Raw genomic sequence first — 16,204 nt, 5'->3', positions numbered from 1 at the left:
CCGGCTTCCCGCGCGGCGGGAAGCCGGGGTATCGGTCAGTCGGAAGCGGGCAGTGACAGATCGACAGGGATCGCCAATTCGCCTGAGGCGATTTGCGCGGATAAGGTGGCAATCTCCTCCTTCAGCTCGGCGGACAACTTGTCCTCATAAGCGTGGAAGCTGGACAGAGCGCTGCCGCCGTCGGCCATAGGGACCCATTTCTCGGAGGTGTTGCCGTCATAAGGTGTGCCATTGGCGGCATAGTTGTACCATTCACCGATGACCCAGTTGATGTCTTCGGTCCAGGAGATCAGCGCACTGGCAACGACCGAGTCCGGCGAAGTCTCACCGTGATCGACATAGTTGCCAAAACACATGATGCTGGATTTTTCACAGGTCTCGAAGCTTTCGACCATTTGGAATGTCAGATCCGCCCCGGCGGCAATTTGTGCGTTGGTAAACTGTTCGGCCTTGGCCGGATCGTACCAGCTTTCAATAAAGGCGACTTTGCGCTGGACCTCCGGGTTTACCGAGCGGGCACCTGCAAAGAAGCTGTTGATCTGGTCGTTCACGTCTTCGGAAGGGAACTGGCCGACTACACCGACAACATTGTTCTCGGTTAGTCGGCCAGCCAGCACGCCAAGTAGGTAGGAGGGCTCGTGCGCGCGCTTGTAAACCCAATAGGCGTTGCCGCCCAAACCTTCGTTCCCGGCCCCCACCAGGACAAACAGAATTTCCGGATACTTCTCCTGCAGTGCCTTGACCTGGTCGGAGTAGCTGCTGTGCGCCCAGATGATTTGGTAGCGGCCCGATTTGGCCAGCAGCTCCATTGCATCGCCAGCGTCTTCACCCCATTTCCCGTTGATATTCTTGTAAGAGATATCAAGGCCGTGCGGAGCGGATTCCACCACCCCTTCCAGGTCGCGCAGCAAAGTGGCGTCCCAGGCCGCCTCTGGGCCAGTGGCCAGGATCAGGCCGATGCCCAGCTCCGTTGGTTCTTCGGCGGTGGCACTTCCCGCCGCTGCGGCAATCGACAAGGCAGCAATGGCAGCGTGTTTGCGAATGTTCATAGGTTCTTCCTCCCGTGTTGTCATTTCTTCGCTGGCTGCGGCCCGTCCTTGCCCTCTCCTCCGCAAGTTCGGGCCGCGGCCGAGATCAGGCCGGTTCCAGAACCGGATCGAAGGTCTTGAGCGCTACGCAGTCGACGGCACCAAGATCAGTGATCGCAAATTCCGGAATGGCGGTGATGGACAGGACGAACATGTTCATGAAGGGCCACTCCAGCCGGCAGCCTGCCTCACGAGCAGCCGCGTCCAATGCCTCTTCCTTGGCGGCCATTTCAACGGGGTCGATATCCGAGACGATCCCCCCAATCGGAAGTTCCAGGCCTACGGTCACTTCACCGTCTTTGACAAAAGCTTGTCCGCCGCCTTTTTCGATCACCCAATTGATCGCCGCGGCCATGTCCTCAGGATTGGTTCCGATGCAGACGATGTTGTTGTCATCCGGCGCGGTGGAGGTGGCCATGGCTCCGTATTTCAGACCAAATCCCGAAACAAAGGCGACCGGCTTGTTAGTGGTCTTGCCATAGCGTTCGACTACGCTGACATAGAGCACATCCTGTTCGGTATCCGGCAGCACAACGCCGTCACTGGCCCGCAGTACCGCCTCACGCCGGTTGCGTACAAAAGGCACTTCCGTTGACATGTTCATTGACAGAACTTTGACTGCATCCTCATCCGTGCGGACCCGCAGCTCGGCAGGGGAGACGGGAGCGACTTTCATGGTCTCGGTCAGGAACTCCGGGCGTTCCGGACGGGCCACGGGTTCCAGCATCTTGAGGTCCTGCGCCACAAACTTGCCCTTGGCGATGACCTGTTGAACGTTGAAGCTCTGCGGACTGTCTACCAGCACGATATCCGCTTGGCGGCCCGGCGCGATCAGGCCGACCTTATGGTCGATCTGGCAGGCGACAGCGCTGTTGATGGTGGCCATCTGAATGGCTTCCATCGGCTCCACCCCGGCGCGGATCGCCATTCGGACCATATTGTCCAGATGCCCGCGTTTCAGGACATCCGTGGCCACCACATCGTCGGTGCAGAAGCTGACCCGGTGCGCCGCTTCCGGCGCGTGTTTGGTGGCCAGCTGAATGTTTTCTTCCAGGAAATGGCTGATCGAGCTTTCGCGGATCAGGATGAACAAGCCATTGCGCAGCTTCTCCAGCGCCTCGGTTACCTCATAGCTTTCATGATCCAGCCGGATACCTGCGCTGGCGTAGCCAGCCAGTTTGGAACCCTTGCACATCGGTGAGCAGCCGAACACCGGCAATTTGTTCTTGCGGGCGATCTCCAGCGCTTCGATCACATGATCGTCTTCTTCCTGGATGAACTCACGCACGGTTTCCCAGATCCCGATGCACTCCGGCCAGTCATGGGTGGCGCGGTGATCATCGGGGCTGAAATAGTGGTTCACGGTAGAACGCGGCATTGTGTAGGGCGTCTTGCAAGGCGCACCCCAGTGGATTGTCATGGGCCCCGCGTTGGCTTCATCCAAGAAGTGGCGCACACCCTCGAGTCCAGAGACAACCAGGATCTGGTCCAGCCCGGATACAATCGAGGTTGTCCCGTACGGCACAACCAGATCAGCAAAGCCGGAGACCGACAGTTTTGAGCATTCCACATGCAGATGCCCGTCGATCATGCCCGGCGCCAGATAGCGGCCGCCGGCGTCGTGAAACCGGGTCTCAGGACCCTTGCAGTGATCTACATCGCCGATCGCCACGACATACCCGTTCTTGATCGCAACTTCCGCCGGATAAATCTCGGAGGAGGCTACATTGATTAACTGGCCATTGGTTATCACTAAATCGGCTTTAACTTCGCCGTGTCCGGCCCGGATCAGTTCTTTGATTTCCACGATATTGTTCTCCCGTTTTCATAAACAGTCAGCGAGAGACGTGGTTTTCTCAACGGGATTAACGTATCTCTTATCGTGATTGCTTGTCTGAAGTGAACATTCATGAACCAAGTGGCTATGTTGCTTGGCGCCGCCATTGCCAAGAGGATCCCTCAAATGCAGTATCGGATTACTTGATTCAGTGAGGAGTCACAGATGAGCGCCGCATCTGCCACCTTATCCATTTCGAACTTGGTGGGGCCGGACGCCACCTTCGCCTTTGGAGAAAGCACCTACCGGGAAGGTGAAGTCTTTGGGCCCATGACCGGCTTTCAAATGGAGGCCGTCTATCTTCGTACTGGACAAGTCGAAATCCGCAGCGATGGCGCTTCCTTCCAGTTGTCCTCGCCTGGTATCGCGTTGGTTGCCTCTAGGCACACTTTGGAATACCGCTACGGTCCGGCCAGCATGTGCAATGTGTTGTGGTGCCAGTATATCTCGGGCGGCCTGGACGCTGCTCGGGTTGTCGCTTTCGCCCCTTTCTGCGGTCCAATGCAGGTTTCGCCGGCAGCCGCTTCGCTGATGAAGATAGGCGCAAATATCCCCACTGGCATCTACGGGGAGATGCGGAGTTTTTCATCCGCTCTGGGCGTTGCGGTTCTTGAGGAACTGTTGGCACGCAAGACCCTGGAGACAACCTCGGCTGACATCCCCCGCCAGGCTCAGCTGGTCCGCCGTTACATCGAAGAGCACCTGAGCGAACCAGTCACATCTGCCGTCCTGGCCAAAGTGTCAGGATTGTCGCCTCAACATCTGAACAGGCTGTACAATGCCGCCTTTGGAGAGAACCCGCTGGACTATTTGTGGCGGCTGCGGGTGCGCCGCGGAGCCTATTTGCTCCAGCACACCGGCATGCGCATCAGTCAGATCGCGTATCAGACCGGCTTCAAGACACCAAACCACTTTTCTCGTCTGATAAAGGAAAGATATCAGTTTTCGCCGCGTGAACTACGCGCTCAGAAATGGTGTGGAGAAGTGCCCGATGCAGATGAAGCGATTGGTCAGTGATTTGAAGTGATGCAGCGCATGGGCGGTTTGAAATCCGCCCTGCAGCTTGGCTTTGAATGACCGATCTTGGGAAGGCTGATGCGGGCGCAAAGATGTTTTGACACTCTTTGCACGTGTATTCGCATCGGTGGCTTAGGTCCGGATTTTCCCTGCCTATCAAGACTTCGCTGCGCTTGGCCCGAATGGCCGCTCTTCGTGCCTCTCGGCGGCGATGAAAAGGATGCATTCGCGGCGTAGTTCGTTCTGCGAGCGCGCAGCAAAATTTCAGCATTTCCGGTGTGGGTTCACTGCCGCCTTGCGGCGGCGCAGCGCCGGGAGACCGGCCCAAGCTTGTCCCAAGCCAACAGTGATCGGCTCAAGCCAGCCCGAACCGGACTCGACGGGCGTTTCTCGAGAGCTACCTTTTTCTCGGTAAGAGGCGAAAAGTGTGAATTCGCCGCGGTTGCGATGGCGAAATGGCTCAGCCAAGAAAGCGGACCTTAGCGTGCTGCTGTTGTAGGAAAGAATTCAAGCTAAGTTGTACCGGCGAGCCAGTCCGCTTTTGAGGCTGTAATCGGTGCTGAGAGTTCCTTAATCCTCAAAACTGCGTCACCCCAATCCGTAGAACTTCGAAACCTGCTCCTTGATGGCTTCGCGCAATGCGTTCGTATCGTTCAATCGGAGCTGCTTGATGCCCGAGATGTTGAAGCCAATGTCTGCTCTTGCATCTCCAATGGAAGCGTTGTGGACGAGCAGGAAGTTTTCGTGGCTCAAGCCTTTGCCTTGGTTAAGGCCCATCAGGTAGCCGATTTCGTGATAGACGTTTTTGTTTCCAAGCGTGAGGTCGGCAATTAACAGCCCGGAGTCCTCGATCAACCTTAGAATTTCGGCGTTGATCTCATAGGAAAACCCGGTGTCGAATTGGTCAATCCGAATGGGCATTATTGCAATATCGAGGTCGTGCTTATTGTTCAGATCGTTGATCGCGCTTTCGATAGCTTCAAAGTTGGGCTTAGTATCTGCGCTGAACTGCATTGAAACGAACACCTGCCGTTTCCGCGATTGCGCGATCTTGCTGAAGATCTTGATCAGGTCAGCCGCGTTGATCGAGCGCAACTCGTACTGGTGGGTCCGAAGCACCCAGTTGGTGAATTGCTCATAGCTGCCGCGGCTACGGTCTTCCGTGAGGTGGAAAAAGAGGAAGGCTGCGAACAGGCCCTGTGCCGTGGACGATTGCAGGCGCGGGTCGTTGTAGGTGTCGTTGATCCGCTTCATGGCTTCAAAAACAGCTTCCGTATCGAGCTCAGTCTTCGGGTCAATCTGACCGCGCACATCCTGCAAGGATTGGATCACGACCGACCGGACACATTCGTCCTGCCCATCACTCTTGCCGAAGACATTCTTCAGGTTGGACAGGTAGGAAAAGTCCAGCTTGTCTTTGAGTTGGCGGCATTGGAGATACTCCGCCCCGAAGCGATCGCTCAGGTCGGTGTCGGAGAAATCTTCCGGCGAATCGACGATACCCTTGAAAACCTCTTCTGAGGTCAAAGGCAGGGCCTTGGAGTTGATGTTGTGGAAGAGCGCCTTTTCGTTTCGACGGGCATCTTTAACGGACCCGAAGAATACCAGACAGAAGGGCGCGGCATAGCGGTCGAGCCCGGCATCGTCCATAGCCTCGAAGGCACTCAAACGGTGGTTGCCGTCGATCCTTTTGAAAAGCTGCTGGCCTTCGGGCACGGTGATCTCATAGCGCGTCAAGTCATCATCGCCCACCTTCTTTTGCTTGACGGTGGCGTTCTTCAGCTTGGCGTCAATCCAGTCGATATCCTTGCTGCCGAGATCGTAGTCTTCAAGATAGCGCTTCTCGCTCAGCTTCACCTTTGCGCCGAAGGGCGGGTTCGTGATGATGAAATCGAACTGGTCGGCTTTGAAGCCTTGGTTCTTGGTCCGCTCCCGCATGGTGCCGATCGGTTCCAGCCCGTCAAAGGCGATGACGTTGGTGTGCCCGTCGTCATGGATGATCATGTTCATTTTGGCCGTGCGGGCGATACCTTCGGATATTTCTATGCCGTAGAGGTTGTTCTCGGCGAAGTCGTGCCAATGCTTGTGGTGTTGGACCGAGGTCGGTTCAAAGTAGCCTTCTTCTGCCATCCGGTCCGCTTCGCGTCGCACCTTGTCAAGCGCATGAAGTAGAAAGCCGCCACTGCCGCACGAGGTATCAAGCACTTTGTCTTCGTTCCCGATGGGCAGAGCATCGACAATGAACTTTACGATGTTCCTGGGGGTGAAGTACTGGCCAAATTCACCCCGGAAGAATCCGGTCATGAAGGTCTCAAAAGCCCGGCCCTTGCTGTCGAGGTCGGTCTTCCCGAGGTTCGTTCCCGCTAAGTAGCCGACCACGGTTTGGAGCTCGGAGTTCGAAAGCCTGATGTCTTCCTTGAAGACTTCAGGGTCTTTTTCACGGCCTTTCTGGTACAGCGCCTGAATGCGTTTCTTTAGGGCGTCGCCTTTGTCGTCCGTAAAGACCTGAAAGTCGTAGGGCTCGCCAGCTTTGCGGGGCGTACGCTCGTCCCAGATTTTGCAGAAGATCAACTTGTCGAGCTCATCGAAAGCCTCAGATGGATTTCGTTTGCCTCCCGCCCAAAGCGCATCGTGTGCCTGCTTGAATTTCCGGGTCAGTTCGTTCTCTTCGACGACTTCCAGCTCGAAACCGTCTATGCCGCCCTTCTTGAACTTGGCACGGGAAGCTTCTTTTTGGTCCACCCATGGCAGGTCAGCAAGCCGGTTCTCGACCCGCTCGGCCCCGCCGAAACCAGACACCTTGAAATAGTCATTTCGGATGCCCGATGTCATCCAAAGGAAATCGGCCCTTAGAGAATTCGCATATGCGATGCACGGACGGCCCTTTCCCGACCTTTACCGCCCAGTAGTCGCTGCAGTGCAGCTTCAACAGACAAGCCATTTGTGTGCAGCGCAGCATTTTCAACGTGCCAATGTCGGTACAGCGCAACATAGTTGCGCTTCCGCTGCATCTTCACTTGCGTCAGCAGCGTGCGGTTCGCGACCTCAGTGGAAAGTCCCTCCGCCGGGTATCAGTCGTTTGCCTGGCAACACGATTATCGCCACTCATTGCGCTGTCTCTGCAAGCCAGGCTTCAAATGCCAGGGCTGCGGCGGATGCCTCTTTGGAGGCCAGACGGGTAATCCAGTACCTGCCGGTTGCGATCTCCACTTCGAAGGGACGCGTCAGGCGGCCATCGGCCAGCTGCGCCTGAAACATGCTGTAAGGCAATAGAGCCACGCCCATACCCTTTGCTGCCAGTTCCGCCATGGCGATCGAGGAGTCAAAGACCGGGCCGTCGAGTTTGGAATATTTTGCACCCGCTTCCTGAAACCAGATCGGCCACTCGTCGGAGCGGTAAGATCTCAGCAGCACCTGGTGTCCCAGCGCATCGGGCCCCGCCAGCCGGGAGGCAAGCAAAGGGCTGCAAAGCGGTGTAAGCGGGGTTTCCATCAAGGGGTGTGCAGTCAGCCCCGGCCAGCGCCCGTGGCCAAAACGGATTGCAAGATCCAGACCCTCGCGCGCAATGTCCACCCGGTTGTTGTTGGTGAACAGGCGGATGCTGATCCCTGGGTAACGCTGCTCGAACCCGGGCAGTTGGTCTACCAGCCAGCCAACGGCAAAGGTGGTCACGACGCCAACATTGAGTGTCTCCTGATACCGGCCATCCAGAAAGCGGTCCAGAACGCCGCCGATACGGTCAAAGCTGGAGGTCAGTACCGGCAGCAGCGCTTCCGCTTCGGATGTCAGCAGCAGCCCTTTCGGCGTGCGGTGAAACAGTTTGACGCCAAGCTGGTCCTCCAGCCGCAATATCTGATGGCTTACCGCCGCCTGCGTCACGCACAGCTCGACCGCCGCATTTGTGAAACTGCCCTGCCGGGCAGCAACCTCAAATGTGCGCAAAGCGTTCAGGGGAATATTCGGGCGGTCCATAGCCATTACTTTTTCTAATGCGGCATCTGACTATTAGTCGTTTGCGCTGGAAATTGGAAGCGAATAGCCCGCACCCCATGACATGAAGCAATGCCAAGGGGTGTCCGCCGCCTGCCGCAGCGCTCTGAAGATCCGCAAGTGACCGTCCGTTTCGCCCTGCGGGGCGGATAAGTCAGTGCGTTTATTTGAAACCTGAAAACACGGAGAAGACCGATGAAGAAACAATCCTGCGAACTGCTGCGGCTATTCGCACTTGGCAGCGCCATCACGCTCGCTACCGCGTGTGACATGGCAGCACAGGGGTTGGAAACTGTTGTTGCAGCCTGGGAAGAACGCCTGGATGCGCGTATCGGTGCCGTGCTGCACGACACCTCATCGGATTGGGAAATTGCGCTGCGCCCGCTGGAGCGCTTCCCCATGAACAGCACATTCAAGTCCCTTCTTTGCGGCGCGGTTCTGGCCCGCGTTGATGCCGGCGAAGAAGATCTGAACCGGCGCATTCATTTCGATGAGAGTGACTTGGTGACCTATTCTCCAGTTGCCGAACAGCACTTGCCTGACGGCCTGACAATCACGGAGCTTTGCGAGGCCACAGTTACGCTCAGCGACAACACCGCCGCCAATCTGCTGCTTGGCGCGATTGGCGGCCCGGCCGGCCTCACAAGCTTTCTGCGCGAAACCGGCGATCAGACCAGCCGTCTTGATCGTTGGGAAACAGAGCTCAACGAGGCGGTGCCGGGGGACCCGCGGGATACGGCGATGCCTTCCGGAATTCTAAAAACGCTTGAGGCCCTGCTCTATGGCGATGTCCTCAAGCCTGCCTCCTCGGCCCAACTGCGCCAATGGATGATAGACGACAAGGTCGCCGATGCACTGATCCGGGCCCATCTGCCGGAGGGGTGGGTTATCGGTGACAAGACCGGTGCAGGCGGCCACGGCTCCCGCGGCATTGTCGCCTTTATTGAACCGCCGGCCGGCGGCCCCTACATGGCGGCCGTCTACATCACCGAAAGCGATGCCGACTTTGAGCTGCGCAATCAGGTGATCTCGGAGATCGGCGCAGCCATGATTGCCGAAATCGAAGCCCGGTAGAAACTGCAAAAAGGGGAGGCCGGTACTTGGCAGCTGTCCTCCCCCCTCCTTTCTGACATCAAAACTTGAGAAGCATCGTGAGAACAATCACGCGGCGGGGCTTCCTGGCAGGACTTGCCTGCGCTCAGGCAATTTCAGCCCACGCCGGAGCAACCGCGCACGGATACAGAACGCTGTATCCACGGACCTATGACGATGGGCTGATCCCGCGCTTTTCCTTTGAGGTGAGAGAAATGAGCCTCGGCGGGCGTCTCGGGGCGCATGTCCTGGATCTGGAGACCGGCCGGACCAGCAGCTGGTCGTCAAATGCTGAGTTTGATGCAACGCCAGTCGCCGGTCCGACGCTGATTGCAGCGGCGCAATGGGCCGTTGCTGAGGACAAGCTGCAAGGGACCGGACGCTACAGCACGTATCCGGCCGCAGGCGCGTCGCACCGGGCCGCACCAGATGATCTGTGTTCCTCAATGGCCGCGGCACCAGACCCGGCAACCACGGCGGCCCTTCACAAGATCCTCGCGGACAGGCAGCTGTTGTCCGGTTTCCTGCGGCACTTGGATGGCGGGCGGAAAGAGCCGGAGTCTGCGACGGCCGGGGTGATTTCCTGCGCTGCAGAACCATCGGTTGCAGCCACGCCGCGGGATATTGTGGAAAGCCTCAAATATGTTTTCAGCATGGTGGGAAACGGTTCGGCTCACCAGCTCTTGCGTCAAAATGCGTGGATGTCCGGGCCTGATCGCGCGCTCCTTCCCGGCTATTGCGGGCGGCATCTTTCGGCCAGACAGATCTCGCGGCTGTTCAAACAGGCGGCGCTGGCGGTCGGGATCACCAAGCCGGTCACTCAGCACACATTGCGGCACAGCTTTGCGACGTATCTGCTGGAGCGCGGCGTCGGCATCCGGATCATTTACTACCCGGCAGTCGATTGCGCAGCAATCTGCCGGGAGGGGGCATGACCCCGGCGGTGGAGAGCCCGTTGGACGGCCTGACCGCGGCGAAGCGCAGGAAGGGCAGGAAAGGCGCTTCATAGACTGCGTCGTCCCGGCCGAAGCTGGAGGTTGCGGATATCTTCCGGGTCCATGGTTCTGCCTGGCGGGCGGCCAATGCGGGCTATATCAGCCTCGGCCAGTTGAAGGTGATGAACGCCATAAGGCGCTGCCGCACGGCAGCGCTCACGCGCACGACGGCACGGCCGGTGACGCCGATGCACTTGCCCGCGTCTTCGCGCTGCCATGCCCCTGCTGCGGCGGGCACCTGATCATCGTCGAGACGATCCCGCAGGGACGGCAGCCCAGGGCGCCGCCAGGAACAGGGAGGGCTGCTGCATGACACGCGCGCCAAGGACCGGAAGTCCAATCGCCGCTGCTCGCGATACCGCTAGCGGCCAATCCGGCATGCCTGCAGCCCGGATAGTAGTGGTGGTGAGGTTGCCGGGCCCCGCGAGACGCGGCGCATGCCCCTCAAAGCTCACAAAATCCGTGCCGAAGCTGCCTGTAACGAGCGCAATCGGCTCAACCTGCAGAGCAAGAACCAAGGCAATCAACCGCTTCAAATCCCCATAGAGCCAGCTGGTCTACTCAATTCCAATACCGCGATTTCCCGCTTGCGCACGTCTCCGACGCCAGGCAACGCCGCACATCATTCAAACGTCGCGCGTGGCGTTCGAGAAACCTGCAGAAAAACGGACATTCACAGGAAGGGTCACACCTCCCACAGGTTCCCGGTAGCAGTCGTGCCGGTGCCCATATTCGGCAACTTTGGAACGAGATCACCTCTGCATAAGTTCAGCTCCAAGCCGCCGACGGTTACTGATTGTACATGATCCAAAAATCTTTTCAGTTCTTCGAGCGCGGGCCTGCCGATACAAATTGCCATTACAAATAAGGCATAACTTGGCTTGGACTTTTGTTTCACCCCAGGCGTGCCAACGACAATGGGAAGTAAGTGTTCATGATTTCAGCAAGCCCTCCGGCTCTGATCACGGCGTTTGCCTCCCGCCAACCCGGGAGGAAATCATGAAACATTACAAGTCCGGCTGTGACATACTGCCCGCAACCGTCGAAGACTCTGCTCACAATGCAAAGTGTCGGAATGACGAAGTCAGCCGGCGTGAATTTCTTGCCATGGCGACAACGTTCGGGGCCACTACCGCAACAGCCTACGCCATGCTGGGCATGAATGCGCCGGCGTTCGCGTCAGAAACACCAAAGACCGGCGGAACGCTGCGGATCGGGATGGTAGTCCGCGAAGGCAAGGATCCGCGGTCTTACGATGACAGCCCGCAAGCCAACATCAGCCGGGGCTGGCTTGAGTATCTGGTGCGCTACACGCACCAGTTCACCTTTGAGCCGATGCTTCTGGAAAGCTGGGAAATCAGCGAAGATGCAAAGACTTACATTCTGAATGTGCGCCCCGGGGTGACCTGGCACAATGGCGATCCTCTAACAGCAGAGCATGTCGCGTACAATATTGAGAGGTGGTGCGATAAGGGGGTTGAGGGCAATTCCATGGCGGGCCGGTTCGGGACACTGATTGATCCCGACACCTCAAAGGCGGCTGAGGGAACCATCGAAGTGGTCGACGCCTCGACCGTCCGGCTGAACCTGCCGAACCCGGATATTACACTGATCGCCGGCATGGCGGACTATCCTGCTGCTATCGTGCATCCTGACTCCGGCAGTGCAGATCCATTCAAGGCACCACTGGGGACAGGTCCCTACACCCTGGAAAGCCATGAAGTCGGCGTCAAAGCCGTGCTGGTCCGCAAGGACGGCCACACGTGGTGGAACGAAGGCGAGGGGGCTTATTTGGACAGGATCGAATACCTGGACGTGGGAACCGACCCGACCACCATCCTGTCTTCTTATGAAGCGGAAGAAATCGACGCCAACTACGAATCCAGCGGTGATTTTGTCGCGGTGCTGACCGGACTGGGCCTGCAGCAAAACGAAGCCGTGACGGCCGCGACAATTGTCATCCGCCCCAATCAGGTCGCCACGGTGAATGGCAAAAAACCCTATGCAGACGCACGTGTGCGCCGCGCTTTGTCAATGGCTGTCGATAATTCCGTGTTGCTCGAATTGGGGGTCAACGGGTTGGGGATACCGGCACAGAACCATCATGTCTGTCCGATTCATCCCGAGTATGCCGAAGTCGACCGGATACCTCACGATCCTGCCGCGGCCATGGAGCTTCTCAAAGAAGCCGGCATGGAAGACTATGAGCACGAGCTGATTTCGATCGACGATGACTGGCGCCGTAACACAACCGACGCCATGGCTGCGCAGTTGCGGGAAGCCGGGATCAAGGTGAAGCGAACAGTTGTTCCTGGGGCATCTTTCTGGAATGACTGGGCAAAATTTCCGTTCAGTTCGACCAATTGGAACATGCGCCCGCTTGGCGTGCAAATTCTGGCCCTGACCTACCGGTCCGGAGAAAACTGGAACGAAACCGGGTTCAACAATGCTGAGTTCGACCGTTTGCTGGCAGAGGCACTGGCAACCCCTGATGCGGACAAGCGCAGGGGAATCATGGCCAAGCTGCAGAGGATCTTGCTGGATGAAGGCGTTGTAACGCAGCCCTATTGGCGTTCCCTTTACAATCACTGCCGTGAGAATGTGAAAGGAATGGGCATGCATCCGACCTTTGAAATCCACATGGACAAGATCTGGCTGGACAGCTGATTCCAACCATCTGCCCACCGGCCGTTCACTTGCGGCCGGTGGTTCCTGAATGGCGTTGCCTAAACGTCTGCCGGGATGCTTCTCATTGTCGGGTCAGCTTCGATTTCCTCTTCAAGCCACTTGGTGAACAGAGCCAGTTTCGGGTTCGCCGCACTGTTTTTGGGAGTCGCAAGGTACCATTGGCTTGGCTCTGGAACGGAGAGACCGAACGGCCGTACCAAGCGCCCTCTCTCAAGGTCACGGACGCAGAACGGCGCTCTTGCCATTCCAATCCCATGGTTTTTCAGGACTGCCTCACGAACCAGCGGATAATTGTCAAAAACGGATCCGAATTTCATGTCGCCGCGGCTGAGGCCTGCCGCCTCCAGCCAGCAAGTCCAGTCATCCACATCTGACGGCGTGGTCGGGACGCCCAGCAGCAAGAAGCTCTCCAATTCATCAAGTGTCATGCCCTTGTCCGGATCACTCAAGGCCTCGGGAGCGCACACCGGGTAAATGTCGGTTTCAAACAACGGGCTGTAGTCAAATCTCTTGTCAAAAGGCGGAGCATTGAAGATGCCGGCGTCAAATCTGTGCGCGTCATAGTCACCGTCTTCAAAGGTTGAGATTATGCGCACACGGGTGTTCGGATTGTCCTGAAGGAAATCGGCAAGCCTGGGCTGCAGCCACATTGTATTGAAACTCGCATAAGACTGAACGAGCAGCACATCGGGCTCGTCCGGCGCCTGTATGCGCCGGGTGGCCTTGATTATCCCCTGAATGTGTTCACGGACCGGCGGATAATACTGTTCGCCGGCCGGCGTCAGTTCGACGGACCGGCTTGTGCGTTCAAGCAGTTGAACCCCGATTGAAGTCTCCAGTGCCTTGATCTGATGGCTGACGGCCGCGTGCGTCACGCAGATCTCGTCAGCGGCCTTGCGAAAGCTCTTGTGACGCGCCACGGCTTCAAAGGCGCGCAGAGAAACCAATGTTGGCATATGGGTCGTCACCGGCGGGCCTCCTTGATGAATGCAGCCTGTCATCCTTTAGATCGCCTAACTGGCGGCGAAAATTACGGCGGCGGGTGGCATTGAATATTTGCCCAACTTTACAGGCGGTCAAACGGTATTTTCACGTTCAACGCACCGGTTAGAAATCCTTGATGAAGGCAAAAATCTTTCAATTCTTCGGCTCGTTGAGAGATGCCAGATTGGCAGGTGAAGAAAGCCAAGGATTCCTTCTGTATGTCCGCCACGTCACCTTCGCCGAATGCATATGGCTACCCGTTGCTGATCAAGCAGCTGCTGACGCGTTCCAGTCTGGTCTCCGCCACGCAAGAGATCGTCAGCGGCTCCAATATGCGGCTGACCTATGCTCAGCTCAACGACCGCATCGGCCAGCTTGCCAATGCCCTCAAGGCCAGTGGGATTGGCGAGGGCATGCGTGTCGGTGTCATGGACTGGGATACCCACCGCTATCTTGAATGCTTCTTTGCGGTTCCGATGATGGGCGCTGTGCTGCACACGATCAACGTGCGTTTGTCACCTGCGCAGGTTCTTTACACGATCAACCATGGCCAGCCGGACCTGATCATAGTGCATCAGGATTTCATGCCGCTTATTGATGAGATCAAATCGGGTTTTGACCGGGACATCATCATTGTCCCCATCGGAAACGGAGACGGTTACGAAGACTGGATCGGGGGCGCTCCAACCGGGTTTGAGTTTCCGGATTTTGACGAAAGCCGGACCGCAACACTGTTCTATACGACTGGCACCACAGGCAACCCCAAGGGGGTGAGCTATTCGCATCGTCAGCTGGTGCTTCACACATTGGGCCTGATCGCTGGTTTCGGCGCATTTCCCGGAAACGCCGGGTTTCACCGCGGCGACGTCTACATGCCGCTGACACCTCTGTTTCATGTCCATGGATGGGGATTTCCATATGCCGCGACGATGATGGGCGTGCGCCAAGTCTATCCCGGCCGCTACACGCCAGACGAAGTTCTGCGGCTGATTGCTGCTGAAAGCGTCACTTTTTCCCATTGTGTGCCCACCATTCTGGCCATGGTGCTCGACCATCCCGGCTGCCCGCAGACAGACCTGAGCCAATGGAAGGTGATCATTGGCGGGGCCGCCTTGCCGCGCGGCCTGCAGGACCGCGCTGCTGCGGCTGGCATATCATTGCATGCGGCTTATGGGATGTCCGAAACCTGTCCGTTTCTGACGGTGGCAGATCTGTCCAGCGATGATCCGGAGAGACAGGCGCAAACCGGCTTTCCCGGCCCGCTTGTCGACCTTCGTGTTGTGACGCCGGATATGAAGGACGTCCCGCATGACGGTGAAACAACCGGCGAAGTTGTTGCCCGGGCACCCTGGCTGACCCAGGGTTATCTCGGTAACGAGCAAGCCTCTGACGAACTGTGGGCCGGCGGGTATCTGCACACCGGGGATGTTGGGTACATCCGTGAAAATGGATCGTTGCAGATCACTGACCGGCTCAAGGATGTGATCAAAACCGGCGGCGAATGGATTTCGTCACTGGCATTGGAAAACATAGCCTCCGCTTGTGCCGGCGTCGAAGACGTGGCCGCGATTGGTCTGCCGCATGCAAAGTGGGGCGAAAGGCCGGTGCTGGTTGCACAGCTTGCAAAGAATGCTGAACCGGATCAGGTGCGCCAAGTCATCCTGGAAGAATTCCAGTCGCGCGCTGACATGGGCGACCTGTCGAAGTGGGCGGTGCCAGACCGAATATTCTTTGTCGAACGGCTTCCCAGGACCAGTGTTGGCAAGCTCGACAAGAAGGTCCTGCGGCAAGAGATTTCAACAGGCGCGGATGTGAAATCATGACAGACAAGCAGCACCGTATTCAGGCCCTCATCCGAGCTATTGTCGCGTATTTGGAGACCCACCGCAGCGATGCGCCCGGTGTTGATCTGACGCTGGACAAGCTTGCAGCCATGGACCTTTCCTGCGGGCGGCAGCGTGATGTCCCCCCCCGGGAAACCCGTCATGATCAGGTGCTGACACAAGCCATCGCCGGCATCACCGAGCCCAAGCTGCTTGAAATCGCAAGATGCCTGTCTGCGGCCAAGGATGACTTGGTTTGGCGCGAGGACAACGCGCAGTTCTATCCGCCCGGCGCCGACCTGGGAGAGGGGTATATTAAGTGCAACCTGCATTCCTTGCTGATTGGCGCCGACGCCTGCGGGCATCACCACCCGGACTTCAGCCTGGGCATCTTCATGCTGGGTCCGCGGACGTTGTACCGCGACCATAACCACGACGCGCCTGAGCTTTATCTGAACCTGTCCGAGAGATCCGGCTGGCGGTTCAGATCCGGCGAATGGCAGGACTATCCTGCTGGATCGCTTATCTGGAACGCCGCGGGCGAGCCCCATGCCACCCGGGTCTATGATCAGCCGTTCATCTCGGTCTTTGTCTGGCTTGAGAACGTGAGTTCGCGCTGCAATGTCATCCACTTCGACGATTGGGCCGAGATCGAACAAGGTCTTGCCCAAAAGTCCATCTGAGGTTTCC

General features: G+C 57.7%; 11 protein-coding genes and 2 pseudogenes. 8 read left to right on the top strand and 5 right to left on the bottom strand.

The window, feature by feature from the left end:
- Positions 1-35: 35 nt before the first annotated feature.
- Positions 36-1,049, bottom strand: a complete 1,014-nt coding sequence (locus OKQ63_RS22555) for a BMP family lipoprotein (RefSeq protein ID WP_264214084.1) — start codon at positions 1,047-1,049, stop codon at positions 36-38.
- Positions 1,050-1,134: 85 nt separating this feature from the next.
- Complete coding sequence (locus OKQ63_RS22550) at positions 1,135-2,898, bottom strand: adenine deaminase C-terminal domain-containing protein (protein WP_264214272.1); 1,764 nt, start codon at positions 2,896-2,898, stop codon at positions 1,135-1,137.
- A gap of 192 nt (positions 2,899-3,090) precedes the next feature.
- Here OKQ63_RS22550 and OKQ63_RS22545 point away from each other — a divergent pair, with 192 nt between their 5' ends.
- On the top strand, positions 3,091-3,942 hold the full coding sequence (locus OKQ63_RS22545) for a helix-turn-helix domain-containing protein (protein ID WP_264214083.1): 852 nt from the start codon (positions 3,091-3,093) through the stop codon (positions 3,940-3,942).
- 588 nt (positions 3,943-4,530) lie between these two features.
- Here the strand turns inward: OKQ63_RS22545 and OKQ63_RS22540 are convergent.
- Positions 4,531-6,774 carry an N-6 DNA methylase gene (locus OKQ63_RS22540; protein ID WP_264214082.1) on the bottom strand — a complete coding sequence of 748 codons (2,244 nt, stop codon included), beginning with the start codon at positions 6,772-6,774 and terminating at the stop codon, positions 4,531-4,533.
- Between the two features lie 273 nt (positions 6,775-7,047).
- A complete protein-coding gene (locus tag OKQ63_RS22535) occupies positions 7,048-7,920 on the bottom strand; it encodes a LysR family transcriptional regulator (protein ID WP_350356314.1) in 873 nt (290 codons plus the stop codon).
- Positions 7,921-8,127: 207 nt separating this feature from the next.
- On the opposite strand from OKQ63_RS22535, the gene bla reads away from it, so the two are divergent.
- The 5 genes and pseudogenes from bla (at position 8,128) to OKQ63_RS22515 (ending at position 12,686) form a co-directional block, all read left to right on the top strand.
- Complete coding sequence (bla, locus tag OKQ63_RS22530) at positions 8,128-9,006, top strand: class A beta-lactamase (protein ID WP_434086068.1); 879 nt, start codon at positions 8,128-8,130, stop codon at positions 9,004-9,006.
- Positions 9,007-9,536: 530 nt separating this feature from the next.
- Positions 9,537-9,959 carry a tyrosine-type recombinase/integrase gene (locus tag OKQ63_RS26060; RefSeq protein WP_286672693.1) on the top strand — a complete coding sequence of 141 codons (423 nt, stop codon included), beginning with the start codon at positions 9,537-9,539 and terminating at the stop codon, positions 9,957-9,959.
- 95 nt (positions 9,960-10,054) lie between these two features.
- Positions 10,055-10,177, top strand: a pseudogene (locus OKQ63_RS22520) (IS91 family transposase); the annotation flags it as partial.
- A pseudogene (locus OKQ63_RS26265) lies at positions 10,162-10,332 on the top strand (IS91 family transposase); the annotation flags it as partial. The pseudogenes OKQ63_RS22520 and OKQ63_RS26265, both read left to right, overlap by 16 nt.
- Before the next feature lie 686 nt (positions 10,333-11,018).
- Positions 11,019-12,686 carry an ABC transporter substrate-binding protein gene (locus tag OKQ63_RS22515; protein ID WP_264214081.1) on the top strand — a complete coding sequence of 556 codons (1,668 nt, stop codon included), beginning with the start codon at positions 11,019-11,021 and terminating at the stop codon, positions 12,684-12,686.
- A gap of 59 nt (positions 12,687-12,745) precedes the next feature.
- On the opposite strand, the gene OKQ63_RS22510 is transcribed toward OKQ63_RS22515, so the two are convergent.
- Positions 12,746-13,675, bottom strand: coding sequence for a LysR substrate-binding domain-containing protein (locus tag OKQ63_RS22510; protein WP_264214080.1), 930 nt, complete (start codon positions 13,673-13,675; stop codon positions 12,746-12,748).
- A 234-nt stretch (positions 13,676-13,909) separates the two neighbouring features.
- Between OKQ63_RS22510 and OKQ63_RS22505 the strand changes: the two genes are divergently transcribed.
- Together OKQ63_RS22505 and OKQ63_RS22500 are read left to right on the top strand one after the other, a co-directional pair.
- Positions 13,910-15,514, top strand: coding sequence for a fatty acid--CoA ligase (locus OKQ63_RS22505; RefSeq protein WP_264214270.1), 1,605 nt, complete (start codon positions 13,910-13,912; stop codon positions 15,512-15,514).
- Positions 15,511-16,197, top strand: coding sequence for a dimethylsulfoniopropionate lyase (locus OKQ63_RS22500; RefSeq protein WP_264214079.1), 687 nt, complete (start codon positions 15,511-15,513; stop codon positions 16,195-16,197). The genes OKQ63_RS22505 and OKQ63_RS22500 overlap by 4 nt, the downstream gene beginning before the upstream one ends.
- Positions 16,198-16,204 lie beyond the last annotated feature (7 nt).

The sequence above is a fragment of the Leisingera thetidis genome, assembly GCF_025857195.1.
Classification (GTDB): domain Bacteria; phylum Pseudomonadota; class Alphaproteobacteria; order Rhodobacterales; family Rhodobacteraceae; genus Leisingera; species Leisingera thetidis.
Note: the sequence above shows the minus strand (reverse complement) of the source record. Positions and strands in the feature narration are given on the sequence as shown.